Origin of the sequence: Streptacidiphilus jiangxiensis, from assembly GCF_900109465.1 — a bacterium.
Lineage (GTDB): Bacteria > Actinomycetota > Actinomycetes > Streptomycetales > Streptomycetaceae > Streptacidiphilus > Streptacidiphilus jiangxiensis.
The window spans coordinates 370961-388951 of the sequence record NZ_FOAZ01000003.1; the positions used below are offsets into that span (position 1 = coordinate 370961).

The following is a 17991-nucleotide window of genomic DNA, read 5'->3' on the forward strand; positions in this document are numbered from 1 at the left end:
CTCAGGGGGCGACCGGGGTCCTCGTCCATCCCAGGTCGGCCAGGGCCTGCCCGTGGGCGGCGGTCCATCCCAGGTCGGCCACCGTGCTGCTCTTGACGGCCGTCCATCCCAGGTCCTGCGCGCCCACGCCTGCGACGGCGGCGGCGGCGAGGATCGCTGAGACGATCACGACGCGGATACGGCGCGACATACTCATCTCCTCTCTGGCGGGAACCCCACCTGTGAACATATTTGCCAACTGTGGTCTGCTGTTCGCTCTGGATGGTACCGCTCGGAACCGGTAATGACTGCCCCCCGCCAAGTGGTCTGCGATAGCCAACTGGCGGTCAGCGTGCCGGAATGAGCCGGAGTTTGGGTAACAGGTCGCTCAAGCTGTGTCCCTGCTGCGAGGGACACTCCCCAAGGGGCCCCGACAGCGGCAAGATGAGGTCATGCCAAACGACCCTCGCTATCCGGCCGTGGTGAATGCGCAGACCCGTCTGCACCACTGGAGTGTGGAGTCGGCGCGGGAGCGGGCGGAGAGATTCCGGGAGGCGCGCGACGCCGGGGTGACGCCCGAGCAGATCGCCGTCATCACGGGTCTGCCGCTGGAGGTCGTGATGGAGGACCTCGGGGCGCGGGCGGCGAACAGCCGCGCGGTCAGTCTGGTGTGGGCCTAGCGCCCCTCGAGCTCCCCGGTCGATCCTCCTCGACGACCGGGGTCTGCAAAAGCTGAGGGACCGTGCCTCCCCGGACACGGTCCCTCAGCTGTGCGCTTCTGCGCCCGGTGCTGCCCTCAGCGCATGCCGTCCGGCCGCGGCTTGGGGCGCCAGACCACGAGCGCGGAGCTCTGCTGGTAGGGCACCAGGTCGCGCCGGTAGGAGGCGTGGACCGCAGCGGCGGCGGCCTCGGCCGCGCCCTGGAGTTCCGCGACGCGGGCCTGGAGGGCGGTGACCTGGTTCTCCAGCTCGATGATGCGCTTGATGCCCGCGAGGTTGATGCCCTCCTCCTGGGAGAGGCGCTGCACCTCGCGCAGCTGCTCGATGTCCCGGGCCGAGTAGCGCCTGCCGCGGCCGGCCGTGCGGTCGGGCGAGACGAGGCCGAGGCGGTCGTACTGGCGCAGCGTCTGCGGGTGCAGGCCGCTCAGCTCCGCCGCCACGGAGATGACGTACACCGGGGTGTACTCCGTCAGCTGGTAGGCCACCCTGCGGTTGCCACCGGGAACGCCGGGGCCGCCGATGGGGCCGTTCGTCACGCCTGGCATCTCACGCCTCCTCCGCTGCCTTGAACAGCGCCGCCCGCGGGTCCTCCGCGGCCGTTGCCTCGCGGTACTTCTCCAGGGCCTCCTTGGCCTCGCCCTCCGTCTTCGGGGGGACCGCCACCTCGACCGTCACCAGCAGGTCGCCACGGGTGCCGTCCTTGCGGACCGCGCCCTTGCCGCGGGCCCGCATGGTCAGACCGTTGGACGTGCCCGCCGGGAGCTTCATGCTGACCGCCGGGCCGCCGAGCGTGGGCACCTTGATAGTCCCGCCCAGCGCGGCCTCCGGGAAGGAGACCGGCACCGTCACGGTCAGGTTGTCGCCGCGTCGGCCGAAGACCGGGTGCGGGGTGACGTGGACCGTCACGTACAGGTCGCCCGCGGGGCCGCCGCGCTCGCCCTGGGCGCCCTTGCCCTTGAGCCGGATGCGCTGGTCCTCGCCGACGCCGGCGGGGATGCGCACCTGCATCGTCCGGGCGGACGTCGCCCGGCCGCTGCCGTGGCAGACCTCGCACGGGTCGTCGACCAGCAGGCCGCGGCCCTTGCAGTCACGGCAGGGCTCACTGAGCGCGAAGTTGCCCTGGCCCCGGCTGACGTAGCCGGTGCCGACGCAGGTCGGGCAGACCCGCGGGGTGGTGCCGGCCTTGGCACCGGTGCCGGCGCAGGCCTTGCACGCGGCCTGGCTGGTCATCCGGATCGGGACGGTGGCGCCCTCGACCGCCTCGACGAAGCTCAGCGTCACCTCGGACTCGACGTCCGCGCCCCGGCGCGGCTGCGTCGTGGTGCCGCGGCGGCCGCCGAACAGGCCACCGAAGAGGTCGCCCACACCGCCGCCACCCCCAGTGCCGCCGAAGCCGCCGCCGGAGGTCTGACCCGCGCTGCCGCCGAAGAGGTCGCCGAGGTCGAAGTTGAAGCCGCCGCCGGCACCGCCGGGGCGGAAGCCGCCGTTCGCGAAGAGCGCGCGCGCCTCGTCGTAGTCCTTGCGCCGCTTGGGGTCGGACAGGACGTCGTTGGCCTCGGAGATCTCCTTGAAGCGCTCCTCGGCGGCCTTGTCGCCCTTGTTGGCGTCCGGGTGGTTCTCCCGGGCCAGCTTGCGGTAGGCCTTCTTGATCTCAGCGGTGGAGGCGTCCTTGGGCACGCCCAGGATCTTGTAGTAGTCCTTCTCCACGTAGTCCTTGCCGCTCAACGCGCTCCCTCCTCACCACTGCCGATCGAGATCGTACGGCCGGGGGCCGGCCGCGAGGCACGCTCCTGCGCGCTCGCGGCCGACCCCGGTCGGTCACTTCTCGGTGTCACTCTTGTCCTTGGAGGCCTTGGCGCTCTTCGCGTCCTTGGCGCCCTCGGCGGCGTCCTCGCCCTTCGCCTCCGACTTCTCCTCCGAGGTGGAGGAGGAGCCGCCCGGCTCCGGCTCGGCCACGGCCACCCGCGCGGGGCGGATGATCCGGTCGCCGATCTTGTACCCGGGCTGGAGGATCTGCACGCAGGTCGTCTCCTCGACGTCCGGCGAGTAGCTGTGCATCAGCGCCTCGTGCAGTTGGGGGTCGAAGACCTCCCCCTGCTTGCCGAACTGCTGCAGGCCCAGCTTGGCGACGACCGTCTCCAGCGACTCGCCGACGGACTTGAAGCCACCCGTCAGCTCGTCGTGGTCGCGGGCGCGGCCGATGTCGTCGAGCACCGGGAGCAGGTTCTCCAGGATCGCCGCGACGGCGATCTCGCGGACCGTCACCCGGTCGCGCTCGACGCGCTTGCGGTAGTTCTGGTACTCCGCCTGGAGCCGCTGCAGGTCAGCGGTGCGCTCGGCCAGCTGCTTGCGCAGGTCGGCGACGGACTCGGTGCCCGCCTCCGTCTCCTCCGCCGCGGCCGCGGCCGCGGCGGGCTTGGCGCCCGCCGCGTCGCGACCCTTGGCGGTCTTGCCGGAAGCGGCGCCGGGCTCCTCAGTGTTGCCCCGCGTCTCTTCCGTCACTTGGCACCGCCCTCGCGCTTCTCGTCGTCGACGATCTCGGCGTCCACGACGTCGTCCTCGACGTGGGCGTCGGCGTGCGGGGCGTCCTGCGGGGCGCCGGCCGCGGCAGAAGCCTCGCCGGCCTGGGCGTAGAGCGCCTGGCCGAGCTTCTGGGAGACGGTGGACAGCTTCTCGGAGGCCTCGCGGATGGCCGCGCTGTCCTCCCCCTTCAGCTTGTCCTTCAGGTCGACGATGGCCGCGTTGACCTCGTCCTTGATGTCACCCGGGACCTTGTCCTCGTTGTCCTTGATGAACTTCTCGGTCGTGTAGACGAGCTGCTCGGCGGTGTTGCGGGTCTCCGCGGACTCGCGGCGACGGTGGTCGTCCTCCGCGAACTGCTCGGCCTCGCGCATCATCCGCTCGATGTCCTCCTTGGGGAGGGCGGAGCCGCCGGTGACGGCCATGCGCTGCTCCTTGCCGGTACCGAGGTCCTTGGCGGAGACGTGCATGATGCCGTTGGCGTCGATGTCGAAGGTGACCTCGATCTGCGGGACGCCACGCGGGGCCGGCGGCAGACCGGTCAGCTCGAACATGCCGAGCTTCTTGTTGTACGCCGCGATCTCGCGCTCGCCCTGGTAGACCTGGATCTGCACGGACGGCTGGTTGTCCTCGGCCGTGGTGAAGATCTCGGAGCGCTTGGTCGGGATCGTCGTGTTGCGCTCGATCAGCTTGGTCATGATGCCGCCCTTGGTCTCGATACCGAGGGACAGCGGGGTGACGTCGAGCAGCAGGACGTCCTTGACCTCACCCTTGAGGACACCGGCCTGGAGGGACGCGCCGATGGCGACGACCTCGTCCGGGTTGACGCCCTTGTTGGGCTCCTTGCCACCGGTCAGCTCGCGGACCAGGTCGGCGACGGCCGGCATGCGGGTGGAGCCACCGACCATGACCACGTGGTCGATCTCGGACAGCGCGATGCCGGCGTCCTTGATGACGTTGTGGAACGGGGTCTTGCAGCGGTCCAGCAGGTCCGAGGTCAGCTGCTGGAACTGGGAGCGGGTGAGCTTCTCGTCCAGGTGCAGCGGGCCCTCGGCGGAGGCCGTGATGTAGGGCAGGTTGATCGTGGTCTCGCTGGAGGAGGAGAGCTCGATCTTGGCCTTCTCCGCCGCCTCGCGCAGACGCTGGAGCGCCATCTTGTCCTTGGACAGGTCGACGCCGTGGCCGTTCTGGAACTGCTTGACCAGGTGGTCGACGACGCGCTGGTCCCAGTCGTCACCACCGAGGTGGTTGTCACCGTTGGTCGCCTTGACCTCGACGACGCCGTCGCCGATCTCCAGCAGCGACACGTCGAAGGTGCCACCACCGAGGTCGAAGACCAGAATGGTCTGGTCGTCCTTGTCGAGGCCGTAGGCCAGGGCGGCGGCGGTCGGCTCGTTGACGATGCGCAGGACGTTGAGGCCCGCGATCTCACCGGCCTCCTTCGTCGCCTGGCGCTCGGAGTCGTTGAAGTACGCCGGCACGGTGATGACCGCGTCGGTGACCTTCTCGCCCAGGTAGGACTCGGCGTCGCGCTTCAGCTTCTGCAGCACGAAGGCCGAGATCTGCTGCGGCGTGAAGTCCTTGCCGTCGAGGTTGATCTTCCAGTCGGTGCCCATGTGGCGCTTCACCGAGCGGATGGTGCGGTCAACGTTGGTGACCGCCTGTCGCTTGGCGACCTCGCCGACGAGGACCTCGCCGTTCTTCGCGAAGGCGACGACGGACGGTGTGGTCCGGGCGCCCTCGGCGTTGGTGATGACGGTGGGCTCACCGCCTTCGAGGACGCTGACGACAGAGTTCGTCGTACCGAGGTCGATTCCGACCGCACGAGCCATCGTGGAACCCTCCAAGAGAGGAAGTTGAGCTGAACAGACTCAAGAGTGCACGAAGCTTCGCCGCGCGTCAACAGACATGAGCGAAGCGGGCTCAACTTTATGTCGCCCCTACGCCGCATGGGCCCTGATGACGTATGTCACCCCTGCTTTCGCTGTGGATCGGGTACGTGTGTCGCTACGCTCAGCTTGAACTGCGATAAGTTACTAGTGGGTAGTTGTCGCTCCGTGGTCCTTTGAGGAGCCCGCATGCAAATCGCCGCGATCATCGTGTCGCTGGTTCTGGCCGTGGTCGGCGCGGCGCTCTTCGCGCGCGCGTTCCTCCAGATCTACGGCTTCGTCCGCCTGGGTCAGAACGTGCCCGCAGGCTCGCGCACCAACGACTGGAAGGACCGCACGGTCACCGTCGTCCGCGAGTTCCTCGGCCACACCCGCATGAACAAGTGGGGCATCGTCGGTGTCGCCCACTGGTTCGTCGCGGTCGGCTTCTACACGCTGATCCTGACCCTGGTGAACGCCTTCGGCCAGCTGTTCCAGGCCGACTTCACGCTGCCGATCATCGGCAAGTGGGCGCCGTACGAGGTCTTCACCGAGCTCATCGGCGTGCTGACCACGCTCGGCATCATCGTGCTGATCGTGATCCGCCAGCTGAGCAAGGCGAACAAGCCGGGCCGCAAGTCCCGGTTCGCGGGCTCCAACGCGGGCCAGGCCTACTTCGTCGAGTCGATCGTCCTGATCATCGGCCTCGCCATCCTGACCCTGCGCGGTCTGGAGGGCGTGCTGCGCGGGGTGGACTCCTACGAGGCCAACTTCCTCTTCTCCTACCCGCTGACGGTCGCCTTCCGCGGCCTGTCCACGGGCACGGTCGAGAACCTGGTCTACCTGGTCGCGATGATCAAGATCGCGACGTCGTTCATCTGGATGATCGTCGTCTCGCTCAACACCAACATGGGTGTCGCCTGGCACCGCTTCCTCGGCTTCCCGAACATCTGGTTCAAGCGGAACGCCAAGGGCGAGGTCGCGCTCGGCGCGCTGCAGCCGATGCACTCCGGCGGTCAGCCGATCGACTTCGAGGACCCGGCCGACGACGCCGTCTTCGGTGTCTCCCAGGTCGAGGAGTTCTCCTGGAAGGGCATCCTCGACTTCTCCACCTGCACCGAGTGCGGCCGCTGCCAGTCGCAGTGCCCGGCCTGGAACACCGGCAAGCCGCTCTCGCCCAAGCTGCTGATCATGAATCTGCGCGAGCACGCCTACGCCAAGGCGCCGTACCTGCTCGCCGGTGAGGACAAGTCGAACGTCCCGGCCGCCGCTGCCGCCGAGGCCGAGCGCCCGCTGATCGGCACCGCCGAGGAGAACGGCGTCATCGACCCGGACGTGCTGTGGTCCTGCACCACCTGCGGCGCCTGTGTCGAGCAGTGCCCGGTGGACATCGAGCACATCGACCACATCGTCGACATGCGCCGCTACCAGGTCATGATCGAGAGCAACTTCCCGACAGAGGCCGGGACGATGCTGAAGAACCTGGAGAACAAGGGCAACCCCTGGGGCCTGGCCACCAAGGCGCGTCTGGACTGGGTCAAGGAGCTCAAGAAGGAGACCGGCATCGAGGTGCCGGTCATCGGTGAGGACATCGACCCGGCCGAGGTCGAGTACCTCTACTGGGTCGGCTGCGCCGGCGCCCTGGAGGACCGGGCCAAGAAGACCACCAAGGCCTTCGCCGAGCTGCTGCACACCGCGGGCGTGAAGTTCGCGATCCTCGGCAAGGAGGAGACCTGCACCGGTGACTCCCCGCGCCGCCTGGGCAACGAGTTCCTCTTCCAGATGCTCGGCGCGCAGAACGTCGAGACGCTGAACGCGGCCCTGGAGGACGCCCCGGTCAAGCGGATCGTCGCCACCTGCCCGCACTGCTTCAACACCCTCGCCAACGAGTACCCGCAGCTGGGCGGCCACTTCGAGGTCATCCACCACACCCAGCTGCTGCAGCACCTGATCGACGAGGGCAAGCTGCTGCCGGTCAACCCGGTCGAGGGTCTGATCACCTACCACGACCCCTGCTACCTGGGCCGCCACAACAAGGTCTACAGCCCGCCGCGCGAGATCATGGACAAGGTCCCCGGTCTGCGCCAGCAGGAGATGCACCGCCACAAGGAGCGTGGCTTCTGCTGCGGCGCCGGCGGCGCGCGGATGTGGATGGAGGAGCGGATCGGCAAGCGCATCAACACCGAGCGCGTGGACGAGGCGCTGTCGCTCAACCCCGACATCGTCTCCACCGCCTGCCCGTTCTGCCTGGTGATGCTCTCCGACTCGGTCAACGGCAAGAAGAACGAGGGCGCCGCCAAGGAGGCCCTGCGCGTCGTGGACGTGGCCCAGCTGCTGCTGGAGTCGGTCAAGGCCGACCCGGCCGCGCCGCAGGCCCCGGCCGAGGAGCCGGAGCCGGTCTCGTCCTGAGCCCCCTCGAACATCCTGACGGCCCACCAACTCCTCGGAGCTGGTGGGCCGTCGGCGTGTGGCTATGATCATCGGCCATGACCGATCACACGTACGAGAACGAGCACGGTGGCCGGACGCGGGGGATCTCCCGCGCGCTGAAGCGCGCGCTGGTGCCGGTGGCGGCCGTGGCCGCGCTGGCCGGCGGTGTGGCCGCCGTCGCACCGACGGCCTCCGCCGCCCCGCAGACCGGGCCGACCGTCCCGGGCCACCCGAACGAGCTCGCCGACGCCACCGGCCACCTGCCGCTGACCGTCCACGGCCCCAAGGGCGCGATCAAGCACATCAAGGGCGGCTGGGTGCTCAGCGGCAGCCGCTGGGCCGTCGCCACCGCGCAGTCCGCCACCCCGGCGGTCGACGTCAAACACGCCTTCACCGTCTCCACCTGGGTCTGGACCGGCAACGGCCGCGACCCGGGCGTCGCGATCAGCCAGGGCACCGGCGAGAACTCCTCGTTCGAGCTCGGCCGCACCTACGACGACGCCCACCCGGGCGGCCCGGCACTGTGGAGCTTCGACGTCAACGGCCAGGTGGGCGGCGAGTACACCGCCTACGCCCCGGCGGCCCGCTTCCACGCCGCCAACACCTGGGCCCTGCTGACGGGCGTGTGGGACCCGGCCCGGCACCGCGCCTACCTGTACGTCGACGGCGTCCTCGCCGCCTCGCACTACGCGCCGAACGTCACCACCAACCCGGGCGGCCTGGTCCTCGGTGCCGCGCGCGAGGGCGGCGGCTGGGACAAGGCCTGGGAGGGCCTCATCGGCCACGTCCAGGTCTGGAACCAGGCGCTGACCCCCGCCCAGGTCCTGCAGATCGACAAGAACGGCGGCCCGACCCACCTCAAGGCCGCGCACTCCTGGCTCGTCGCCTGACCGACGAGCGCGCCGGCGCCCGTGACATCCCTCAGTGGGTGGCGGGCGCCTTCGTCGGCTTCCGGGTCGCCCCGGTCTTCGTCGTGCCCGTCCTGGCCGTGCCGGTGCCGGTCTTCTTGGGCCGGTGGGTGTGGACGGGGGCCTTCTTCGGGGCCGGCGGGGTCAGGACGTAGACCCGGTAGGTGTAGACGTGCCCACCGGCGCCCAGATAGTGGATCTCCTTGAGCAGGGTGTACTTGTGCGAGGCGGCCAGCGCGCCCGCCAGGCCGGACGAGGCCGGGCCGGAGACCGCGCTGTCCAGGACGACGACCTGGAACGAGCCGGAGCGCACCGCCGCCAGCGTCGCGTCCTGGCCCGTCGGCAGCCCGACCGCCGCGGAGACCCACTGGGCCGGGGTGGTCTTCCGGTCGAGGTAGTAGGCGCCGAGCCCGTCGACCTGGGTGAGGTAGCGGCCGGTGCCGTCGACCCGGGCGTCGAGGGTGCTGAGCAGCGCGGAGCCGTCGGGCCAGCCCTGGAACTGCTGGGAGGACTGGTGGACGCCGAGTGCCATGGTGAGCACCCACAGCAGGATGCCGAGCTGCGGGTTGCGGAAGTGCGCGCCGGTGACCCGGGAGATGCCCACGCCCACGAGGGGGGCGGCGAAGACGAGGCCGAGCGCGAGGTGACGGGCCAGGGCGGTCCCGTCGCCGACGGCCGCCTGGTAGAGGGGCACCAGCAGCGCGGTGCCGCACAGCAGCGCCACCAGCAGGACGCGCAGCAGCCGTGAGTCGTGCCGGTACTCGGCCTCGGGCACCTCGTTCATCCGCTCGCGGGCGACGTAGGCGACGCCACCGGCGAGCGCGACGAGGAGGAAGAGTCCGCTCAGCCGCCCGGCCAGCCACAGCGTGTCCAGGGCCGCGGCGCCGCCGTGGCGGGTGAGGGCCCCGTCGAGCCCGGTGAGGGCGCGACGGGTGCCGCCGAAGGGCAGCAGCAGGCCCAGGGCCGGGGCGAGCAGCAGCAGGCCGCGCAGCAGCGAGGCACCCCAGCCGTGGTGCTTGGCGGCGGTCAGCACGGTCAGCACGGCCAGGCTCGGGACGACGATCAGCGCCGCGTACTCCGCGGTCACGGCGAGGCCGGCGGGCACGGACGCGGCCAGCACCCACAGCGGGTTGCGGCGGCCGGTACGGACGACGACCCAGGCGGCAGTGGTGACCAGCAGCACGGCCAAGGCGTCGGGGGAGGCGTAGAAGCCGAGGACGACCGTGGACTGCAGGACCGCGTAGGCGGCCGCGGTGAACAGGCCGACGCGCTCGTTGAACAGGCGACGGGTGAGCGCGTACAGGACGGCGGTGGTGGCCAGCGCGCAGACCAGGCCGATCAGTCGGGCCCCGGCGACGCGGTCCCACGACTCGCCGAAGCCGGCCAGCAGCGGGTAGAACCAGGGCGCACCGGGGAAGCGGTGGACCAGGTCGGTGCTGACGGCCGTGCCGTGGAGCAGGTGCGCGACCTCGGCCCGGCCGACGACGAGGGTGCTGGCCTCGGGGGCGTCGGCGGTGTTGCGCAGCCGCAGCGACAGGGCCGCCTGGATCAGCAGCACGGCGAGCAGCACCAGGCGGCTGACGCGGTTGCGGCGGCGGCTGGGGGCGGCGGACCAGGCGGTCCCGGGGACCTCCGGGATCTCGTAGGGCACCCGGTGGTCCGCCGCGGTGAAGGGAGGTGCGGTGAAGGTGTCCATCACGGGTTCCGGATGTCGAAGCCGAAGGCGGGGTTGGACAGGCGCTGCCTGTAGTCGGCCAACGGGCCGGGGGTGGTCTCGATGCGCCAGTCGGCGCGCTTGACGATGTCGAACCAGACGAATCCGAGGACGTCCGGGTGGGTCTCGATGCCGCTCATCAGGTCGTCGATGTCGGCCTGTCGACGCGGTGAGCGCTGGGAGGCGGTCTCACTGATGAAGAACGGCTTCTTGGTGAAGCCGCGGACCTCGCGCATGGTCGGCTCGAACAGCGTGTTCCAGGTGTGCTCGCCGTACAGGGCGTAGTAGCCGACCACGCCGATCCAGTCGACGTAGGCGTCACCGGGGTAGTAGGGCTGCAGTCGGGTGCTGCGGGCCGGGTTGATGATGTTCGGGCTCCACACCCAGATGACGTTGGTCGCGCCGGCGGCCTTGAAGAGGTCGTGGATGTGCCGCCAGGCGGCCACGAACTGCGCGGGTGTGGTGGCCTGGCGGCCCCACGGGTACCAGTTGCCGTTGAACTCGTGGCCGAAGCTGATCGCGACGGGCAGGTCGACGGAGGCCACGGCCTTGGCGACCGAGGTGATGTAGGCGTCGCTGGACCCCGACGCGATCGCGGTCAGGCTCGGCGTGTAGGGCTCCCAGGCCATGTAGGGGATCGCCCCGGAGGCGAAGATCCGGCGGGCGCCGCTGATGTCGAAGCCGTCGCCGAACGAGGCGTAGTACTCCAGGATGTTCGGCTTCTTGCCGATCTGCTGCTCGTACGGGCCCAGCGCGTCCAGCGACTGCGGCACCCCGGGCAGGGCCGCGCCGACGTACTTGTGCGCGGGGTGCAGCAGCGCGGACACGTCGTAGGGGCCGCCGGTGCTGTTCGGCGCGGACACCACACCGCTGTCCTGCGCGCCCGAACCCGTCAGGTCCGGCTCGGTGTTGAGCGCGCAACCGGTCAACACCAGCGCCAGCACCGACAGTACGGCGCCCAGGCGGAGGGCAGGGGGCACGATGGTCGTGGGGGTCATGGAGGCCACCTCGGTCAGTGGGACCGGGGCTGGACGAGCACGCGCCCGACCACCGCGGCGTAGAACAGGCCGGAGGAGAGCACCAGCACGAAGTCGACGGGGTTCATGGTGAGCATCCGCCAGATCGCGGCGGTCACCCACACCGTGGCCGAGGTCGCGCCCCAGCCGATGATCCCGATCCAGAACCGGCGGGTCTTGTTCTTCTTGGCGCCGCTCGACCCGGTGGGCTGCCAGCCCATCCGGTTGCGGCGCATGATGTCCCAGATCGCGAAGAGGTGCGCCCACCCGTACATCATCCGCGTCGACCAGGCCTCGAGCCGGTACGGGTTGCGGTGCCACCACGGGAAGATCATCGTGGCGTAGACCAGGCTGGGCAGCACCAGTGCCATGTTCTGGACCCGCAGCGCCTGGGGCACCGCCAGCAGCAGCATGATCGGGATCAGCGGCGCCAGGAAGGTGTAGAGCGCGGTGTGGATGTAGTAGCTGAACCCGGACAGGTAGCAGAGCCTGGTCGAGAGCCGCATCTTCGTCCGCCAGAACTTGCCGCTGCTGAGCAGGCTCATCGAACCCGAGCACCACCGGTACTGCTGGTTGAAGAAGGCGCCCGCGGTGTCCGGGCAGACGCCGGTCGACAGGGCGATCGGCACGTACTTCAGGTCCCATCCCAGACGGCGCAGGTCGAAGCCGGTGTGCACGTCCTCGGAGTGCTCGATCAGCGTGGTGCCGCCGTTCTGCTCCAGCGCCTCACGCCGGTACATCGCGCAACTGCCCACGCAGATCGCGCCGTCGTGGTTCTGCCGGGACACCTGCACCGAGCGGTAGAACAGCTCCTGCACCGCACCGGCGCCGCGCTCGATCCAGTTCTGCTGGTCGGTGATCCGGAAGAACTGCGGCGACTGGACGATCCCCAGCCGCGGGTCCTGCTCCAGGTACGGGACCAGTTCCTCCAGCAGGTCCGCCCGCGGCGCGAAGTCCGCGTCCAGGATCAGGATGTACGCGCCGTCCGAGTGCTCGAAGCCGAAGTGCAGGTTGCCGGCCTTCTTGAACCAGCCCCGGTCGTAGCGCGTCCCGTAGACGAACCCGAAGTCCACGGCCATCGCGGCCAACTCCGAACTGGCCGAGTCGTCCAGCACGTACGGCGTCACCACGCCGGGGTACCGGTCGCGCAGCCGCGCCACGTGCGTCCAGGTGTTGTGCAGCACCTCGATCGGCTCGCCGCACACCGGCAGGAACACGTCGACGGTCGGGTACTCGGCGGGGCGCCAGTCCCGCACCAGCTGCTTGTGGCGCTTGAGGTCGAAGTCCCGGCTGAACCCGTTGACCTTCAACGACACCAGGTAGTACGCCGTGGTGAAGACCAGGAACGGGGCGTACAGCCACAGCCAGGGCGACATCCGCACCAGCGAGAACTGGCTGACGGACAGACAGCCGAAGCTGACCAGCGAGCAGAGTGTGAGGATCCACAGCCGTCGCCGTGTGTAGGAGTACTTCTCACTGTCCGTCGGCGGCTGCGGCAGCAGGCCGAAGCTGCTGGGACCGCGCCGCGCCCGTCGCCGCCGGTCGCCCGATGCGGTCCGTTGCTGCGGTGCCGATGAGAGCTGACCGGTGACAGACATGACTTCTCTCAGGAGAGGACGAGGGGAACCCCGGGACGACTCCGAAAGCGGAGGGCACAGCATCAACCACTAGGGTTGGCCATCCTAAGCAGCGCTCCTGAACGGTCCGGACGACAAGTGGCGAATCTGTGCGACTTACGGACAATTCTTCGGCGCATTGAAATCGGATCGTGATGAACCGGGCCTGGATCGGTCCGGAGAAGGGACGCGCGTGAGCATCCGCGCAGCGGTCGGCGGTAGACGGGCGGCCGGACTCGCCTGGGCCGTCTGCGTCCTCGCGACGCTGACGTCCTGTGGCGGCGGGACGACCCCCTCCGCGCACGGCGCGACCGGCTGGCGCACCGCGGCCTCGCCGAGCCCGAGCGCCTCCGCGAGCCCGGTGGCCCCCGTCTCGTGCACCACGCCGCAGGTCCCGTTCCCCAGGACGACCGTCCAGGACGGGTCGTACATCATCGAGCCCGACCAGTGGAACGCCTCGGGAACCGTCTGCCTCGACACCCCCGGCACCACCGGCTTCACCGTGTCCAAGGTGGAGAACATGGTGCCGAAGACGGCGGGCACGCCCGGCGCCTACGCCAACGTGGCCACCGCGCCGGGCGCCCTGGGCCTGCCGGTCCCGGTCACCGCACTCGGTGACGCCACCTCGGACTGGAGCGCGGCCGCGCACGCCACCGGCAACTACGACCTGGCCTACGACCTCTGGTACGGGCCGAACGCGAGCTCCTGCGTGCCGGCCGAGAGCGCCGAACTGATGATCTGGCTCCGCTCCACCGACGACGTCCGCCCTGCGGGCGACCCGGCGCCGGGCACAATCACCCTCGCGGGCGACGAGTACCGCGTCTATCTCGCGCCGAAGGGCTCCACGCACACCGTCATCAGCTACGTCCGCACCCAGCCCACCGACAGCGTGCGGGGACTGAACCTGCGCCTGTTCACCCAGGACGCGGTGCAGCGGGGGTACGTGCCGCTCTCGTCGTACCTGTGCAAGGTCTCCGCGGGATTCGAGATATGGAGCGGCGGGGTGGGCCTGACCACCCGTTCGTTCGCCTTCCACGGCCAGGTCGGCCTGCCGAGCGGACGGATCACCACCGCGGACGAGGCCGACTGCCTGGAGAGCGGCACCGGTTCCGCCGTACGGCTCGCCTCCTGCGGCCAGGCCGCCGGGCCTTCCTGGACGCTGGCCAACGACGGCACTCTGCGGGTCGGTTCCTCCTGCCTGCAGGCCGTCGCCCAGGGCAGCGCCCCACGACTGCTGCCGTGCTCGGGGGCACCACAGCAGCGGTGGGCCGCCGGCGGGGGGCGGTCCCTGGTGAGTTCCGTCACGGACTCCTGCCTGGCGGCGGACGGCACGTCAGGCCAGGTGGTGCTGCGTCCCTGCAACGGCGCCGACCAGGAGCAGTGGGCGCTGCCCCACAACGATTCGGACTGAATCGGGCGCAAAGGCACACCGGTTCGCAGGCTCCGAGACGGCATGGGCAGTGAAGAAGTCATGCCTTAGCATTCGGCGCATGACCGATCGACCAGTGAGCTCCGCAGGCGCTCAGGAGCCCCAGCCCGGCGCGCAGCCGTCCCCGCACGACGCACCGACACAGTTCGGTCAGGTCTCTCCGCAGCAGTCGCAGCAGCCGCCGGCGGGCTTCGGTCCGCCCGGGTCCGGCTACGGCTACCCGCAGCCGCAGGCCCCCGGGGCGCAGTTCCCCGGGTCGGCCGCCTCGGAGCAGCCGACCGTGCCCGCGCAGGCCGGGGCGTGGCAGCAGCAGAGCTGGAGCGCCATGGGCCCGGGCTCGACCGGTCCGACCGGTCCGACCGGGACGATCCGCGGCGGCGAGCCGGACTGGACCGCGCTCGCGGCTCAGCACGAGCAGGGGCAGAAGCGCAGGCGCAAGCTGGCGATCGGCGGCGGGATCGTCGCCGTGCTCGCCATCGCCGGGACCGTCGGCGCGCTGCTCGTCACCGGCCACCACGACTCGCCCCAGGCGAAGGGCGGCCCGACGCCGACCGTCTCGCAGCCGGGGAGCACCAAGCCCTCCGGCGGCGCGACCGGGTCCCGACCCGCCCCGGCCCCGGACCCGGGCACCGTCGGCTCCATATCCCCGAGCCGCGGCACGCTGCCCCTCGGCGTCGGCAAGGACGCGAAGCAGGGCAAGGCTCCCGGCCGGGCCGGCCAGGCGCTGCTGCTGCCCAGCGGCCAGGACTCCTTCGCTTCCACCCCTGGTCCGGTGGTCACCACCAGCGGCAGCTTCACCGTGTCCGCGCAGGCCCGCCCGGACCAGCCCGCGGGCGTCCGCACCGTGCTGAGCCAGGGCTCGGCCGACTTCTACTCGTTCGTCCTCGGCCGCAACACGACCGGCGGTGACAACCACTGGGTCTTCAAGGTCCAGGTGCCGGGCGGCGGTTCGGTGGCGGTCCAGTCCAAGGGCGCGGCGGCGAACGGCCAGTGGACGCTGCTGACCGCGGTCTACGACAGCGGCAAGAAGGAGATCGCCCTCTACGTCAACGGCGCGCTCCAGGGCAGCGCCAAGGTCGCCGGCATCCGGCAGACCCAGGGCGGCTTCCAGGTGGGCCGGGTGCGCTCCAACAGCCAGTGGGCCTCCCCGTGGCACGGCGCCGTCGCCGGGATCCAGGTCTGGAACCACGCGCTGTCCGCGGCCGATGTCGTCAAGGTCGCCGCCGGACCGTCCGCCGAGCCGCACCCGGACTACGCCTGGCTGCTCCAGTGAGCCAAGGCCTGAGGTCGGGCGGGCAGTGGATCCGCCCGGGTGCCGACGGCGTCCCCGTGGTCACCTTCGACCCGAGGCCCTCCGAGCGGGACCTGGCCGCGTCGGCCGGGGCGGAGGCGGCGGGGCCCGCCCGGTCCGGTGAGCCGCGTCCGCCGCGGGCCCGCCTGCGTCAGGACTGGCTGCCGCTGCTGGGCCTGCTGCTCGTCCAGGGCGTGCTCTCCTACCGGCTGGTCGGCACCAACACCGCCTTCGTCGACGAGGGCACCTACATCTACTCCGGCTACCAGGAGTTGGGGAACCTGCTGCACGGCCGGCCGGTCGCGCCGTACGAGAGCTTCTTCTCCGGCGCGCCGGTGATCTACCCCGTGGTCGTGGCGCTCGCCGACATGGTCGGCGGCCTGACCGGCACCCGCGTGCTGAGCCTGCTGTTCATGCTCAGCGCCACCGTCGCCGTCCACCTGGCCACCCGACGGCTGCGCGGCTCGATGGCCGCGTTCTTCGCCGCCGCGCTCTTCGCGGGGCTCGGCCCGACGCAGTTCCTGGGCATCTACTCCACCTACGACGCCATGGCGCTGGCCTGCCTGGCCTGGGCCGGCTACTTCGCCGTCCGGCTGGCGACCGGCGGCAGCTACCTGTGCGTCGTCCCGGCCGCCCTGACGATGGCCCTGGCCGACGCGACCAAGTACGCCTCGCTGCTGTGGACACCCGCGGTGCTGGGCGTCGCCGTCTTCGCCGGACGCACCGGCTCCCCCTTCGCCTGGGCACGCTGGCGGCGCGGCCTGGTGCTGTTCGCGGTCTGGGCCGTCGCGCTGGTCGTGCCGGCGGTGGCCGCGGGCCGGGTCTACTGGCACGGTTTCGACAGCACCACCTTGCAGCGCAAGATCGGGTCTGACGCCCCCTCGTACGTCGCCCGCGCCGCGGCGAGCTGGGTGGGCGCGCTGCTCGTGCTCACCGTGATCGCCCTCGCCGTCAGCTGGTTCGCCGCCCGCCGCCGCGACGGCGTGCGGGCCGAGTTCTGGCTCGTGCTGGTGCTGCTGGGCGCCGGCGCGGCCGCCCCCGCCAACCAGATCCGCATCCACACCTGGCTCTCGCTGCAGAAGCACGTGGACTTCGGCGCCTGGTTCGCCTGCATCGCCTCCGGTGTCCTGCTGGCCCGCGTCTTCCTGCTGCTGGCCCGCAAGGTCCACGCCTCCCTCGCCGTCGCCTGCAGCGCCGCCCTGATCGGCGTGCTCGGCTGTGTCGGCGCCGCCCAGGCCCAGGACATGTTCTCCGCCTGGCCCGACTCCGGCCCCCTGGTCACCGCCCTGAAGCCGTACATCCAGAAGGGCACCGACCAGTACCTGGTCGAGGACTACGACGTCGTCGCCTACTACTTCAAGGACGACTCCAACTGGCAGCAGTGGAGCGACCTGGTCGGCAAGACCTACCAGGACCCGGTCACCCACCAGGTCCTCACCGGCGCCGACGCGATCAAGGCCGCCGTCGCCGCCCACCAGTACCAGGTCGTGGTCCTCGACTTCATGCAGTCCCCGGCCATCGACGCCGCGGTCCAGCCCGCCCTGAAGAAGGCCGGCTACCGCGTGCTCACGACCGTCGTCAGCACCAGGGGCCGCACGGCCGGGAAGTACACGATCTACCTCGCGCCCGGCTTCGCCGTGTGACGTGCCGGCCCGGCGCGGCCCTGTCACAGCTGTGTCCCGGGTGATCACATGATCGTTCGGGGCTGCGCCGGACGGGTACCGTCGGGTTGTGCGTCTACGAGGAATCAAGATCGGCGGCGACCGCCGGCCGGCCGCCCCGGCCGGTCAGGCGGTCGCGGTCGACCCGGCCGACGAGCCCGGTCACACCCGCTCCTTCACCGTGCCCGAGATGTCCCTCCCGGAGGGGCCCGAGGCGGAGGAGCACGTCGCCGTCTACCGTGCGGGACAGCCGCACCCGCAGGTCGGTTCGGAGCGGCTGCCCTGGCGTGAGCTGCTGCGCGGGATCGTGCGCCACCCCACCCGGACCTTCGCGCAGATGCGCGCCCACCAGGTGTGGGGTCCGGCGCTGGTCGTCTCCGCCGTCTACGGTCTGCTGGCCTCCTTCGCGTTCGGGGACACCAGCAGCGAGGTGCTGCACTCGACCTTCGCGGTCGCGCTCACCATCCTGCTCAGCAGCGCCGTCGGGTTCGTCGTCGCCGGGCTGATGTTCGGTTCGGTCACCCACGTCCTGGCCCGCCGCCTCGGTGGCGACGGCTCGTACGCGCCGACCGTGGGCCTGGCGATGCTGATCTCCTGGCTGACGGACGCCCCGCGACTGCTGCTGGCGTTCTTCCTGCCCAGCGGCAACGCGGTGGTGCAACTGCTCGGGTGGGTCACCTGGGCGCTGTGCGCGTGGCTGCTGGCGTCGATGCTGCGGCAGCTGCACGATCTCCCGTGGGGCAAGGCGCTGACGGCGGCCTCGCTGCAACTGGTCATGCTGCTCGTGGTGATCAAGCTCCCGACGCTTGGTTGAGCTCCTTCAGGGCGAGTGCGGTTGAA

The 17991-nt window shown here is 70.6% G+C and carries 15 protein-coding genes; 7 read left to right on the forward strand and 8 right to left on the reverse strand.

What is annotated here, in order from left to right:
- Nucleotide 1: 1 nt before the first annotated feature.
- Nucleotides 2-190, reverse strand: a complete 189-nt coding sequence (locus tag BMY61_RS07935) for a hypothetical protein (RefSeq protein WP_042454669.1) — start codon at nucleotides 188-190, stop codon at nucleotides 2-4.
- Nucleotides 191-431: 241 nt separating this feature from the next.
- Here BMY61_RS07935 and BMY61_RS07940 point away from each other — a divergent pair, with 241 nt between their 5' ends.
- Nucleotides 432-659, forward strand: a complete 228-nt coding sequence (locus BMY61_RS07940; protein ID WP_143094221.1) for a hypothetical protein — start codon at nucleotides 432-434, stop codon at nucleotides 657-659.
- Nucleotides 660-775: 116 nt separating this feature from the next.
- Here BMY61_RS07940 and BMY61_RS07945 read toward each other — a convergent pair whose 3' ends face one another.
- The 4 genes from BMY61_RS07945 to dnaK all read right to left on the reverse strand — a co-directional run bounded on the left by BMY61_RS07945 (nucleotide 776) and on the right by dnaK (nucleotide 5050).
- Nucleotides 776-1243, reverse strand: coding sequence for a heat shock protein transcriptional repressor HspR (locus BMY61_RS07945; protein ID WP_042454673.1), 468 nt, complete (start codon nucleotides 1241-1243; stop codon nucleotides 776-778).
- Nucleotide 1244: 1 nt separating this feature from the next.
- Nucleotides 1245-2423, reverse strand: a complete 1179-nt coding sequence (dnaJ, locus tag BMY61_RS07950; RefSeq protein WP_042454675.1) for a molecular chaperone DnaJ — start codon at nucleotides 2421-2423, stop codon at nucleotides 1245-1247.
- Nucleotides 2424-2516: 93 nt separating this feature from the next.
- Nucleotides 2517-3200, reverse strand: a complete 684-nt coding sequence (gene grpE / locus BMY61_RS07955) for a nucleotide exchange factor GrpE (RefSeq protein ID WP_042454677.1) — start codon at nucleotides 3198-3200, stop codon at nucleotides 2517-2519.
- A complete protein-coding gene (dnaK, locus tag BMY61_RS07960) occupies nucleotides 3197-5050 on the reverse strand; it encodes a molecular chaperone DnaK (RefSeq protein ID WP_042454679.1) in 1854 nt (617 codons plus the stop codon). Before dnaK ends, grpE begins: the two co-directional genes overlap by 4 nt.
- A 246-nt stretch (nucleotides 5051-5296) precedes the next feature.
- On the opposite strand from dnaK, the gene BMY61_RS07965 reads away from it, so the two are divergent.
- Both BMY61_RS07965 and BMY61_RS07970 read left to right on the forward strand, forming a co-directional pair.
- Nucleotides 5297-7495, forward strand: a complete 2199-nt coding sequence (locus BMY61_RS07965; protein WP_042454681.1) for a (Fe-S)-binding protein — start codon at nucleotides 5297-5299, stop codon at nucleotides 7493-7495.
- 77 nt (nucleotides 7496-7572) lie between these two features.
- Nucleotides 7573-8406: a LamG domain-containing protein gene (locus tag BMY61_RS07970; RefSeq protein ID WP_042454683.1), complete on the forward strand. Its 834-nt coding sequence runs from the start codon at nucleotides 7573-7575 to the stop codon at nucleotides 8404-8406.
- A gap of 31 nt (nucleotides 8407-8437) precedes the next feature.
- Here the strand turns inward: BMY61_RS07970 and BMY61_RS07975 are convergent, their stop codons facing one another.
- Genes BMY61_RS07975 through BMY61_RS07985 form a run of 3 tightly spaced genes read right to left on the reverse strand, consistent with a single transcriptional unit; the run spans nucleotide 8438 to nucleotide 12752 of the window.
- Nucleotides 8438-10120 (reverse strand): ArnT family glycosyltransferase, encoded by a 1683-nt coding sequence (locus tag BMY61_RS07975; RefSeq protein ID WP_052439163.1) that lies wholly within the window; start codon nucleotides 10118-10120, stop codon nucleotides 8438-8440.
- Entirely contained in the window at nucleotides 10120-11136 is a 1017-nt protein-coding gene (locus BMY61_RS07980; RefSeq protein ID WP_042454685.1) for a glycoside hydrolase family 26 protein, read from the reverse strand. Before BMY61_RS07980 ends, BMY61_RS07975 begins: the two co-directional genes overlap by 1 nt.
- 14 nt (nucleotides 11137-11150) lie before the next feature.
- A complete protein-coding gene (locus BMY61_RS07985; RefSeq protein ID WP_082015400.1) occupies nucleotides 11151-12752 on the reverse strand; it encodes a glycosyltransferase family 2 protein in 1602 nt (533 codons plus the stop codon).
- A 211-nt stretch (nucleotides 12753-12963) separates the two neighbouring features.
- Between BMY61_RS07985 and BMY61_RS07990 the strand changes: the two genes are divergently transcribed.
- The 4 genes from BMY61_RS07990 (at nucleotide 12964) to BMY61_RS08005 (ending at nucleotide 17965) form a co-directional block, all read left to right on the forward strand.
- Nucleotides 12964-14181 carry a GH12 family glycosyl hydrolase domain-containing protein gene (locus tag BMY61_RS07990; RefSeq protein WP_042454686.1) on the forward strand — a complete coding sequence of 406 codons (1218 nt, stop codon included), beginning with the start codon at nucleotides 12964-12966 and terminating at the stop codon, nucleotides 14179-14181.
- A 79-nt stretch (nucleotides 14182-14260) separates the two neighbouring features.
- Complete coding sequence (locus BMY61_RS07995) at nucleotides 14261-15472, forward strand: LamG-like jellyroll fold domain-containing protein (RefSeq protein WP_082015402.1); 1212 nt, start codon at nucleotides 14261-14263, stop codon at nucleotides 15470-15472.
- A complete protein-coding gene (locus BMY61_RS08000) occupies nucleotides 15469-17133 on the forward strand; it encodes a hypothetical protein (RefSeq protein ID WP_143094222.1) in 1665 nt (554 codons plus the stop codon). Before BMY61_RS07995 ends, BMY61_RS08000 begins: the two co-directional genes overlap by 4 nt.
- 88 nt (nucleotides 17134-17221) lie before the next feature.
- A complete protein-coding gene (locus BMY61_RS08005) occupies nucleotides 17222-17965 on the forward strand; it encodes a Yip1 family protein (protein WP_052439164.1) in 744 nt (247 codons plus the stop codon).
- Nucleotides 17966-17991 lie beyond the last annotated feature (26 nt).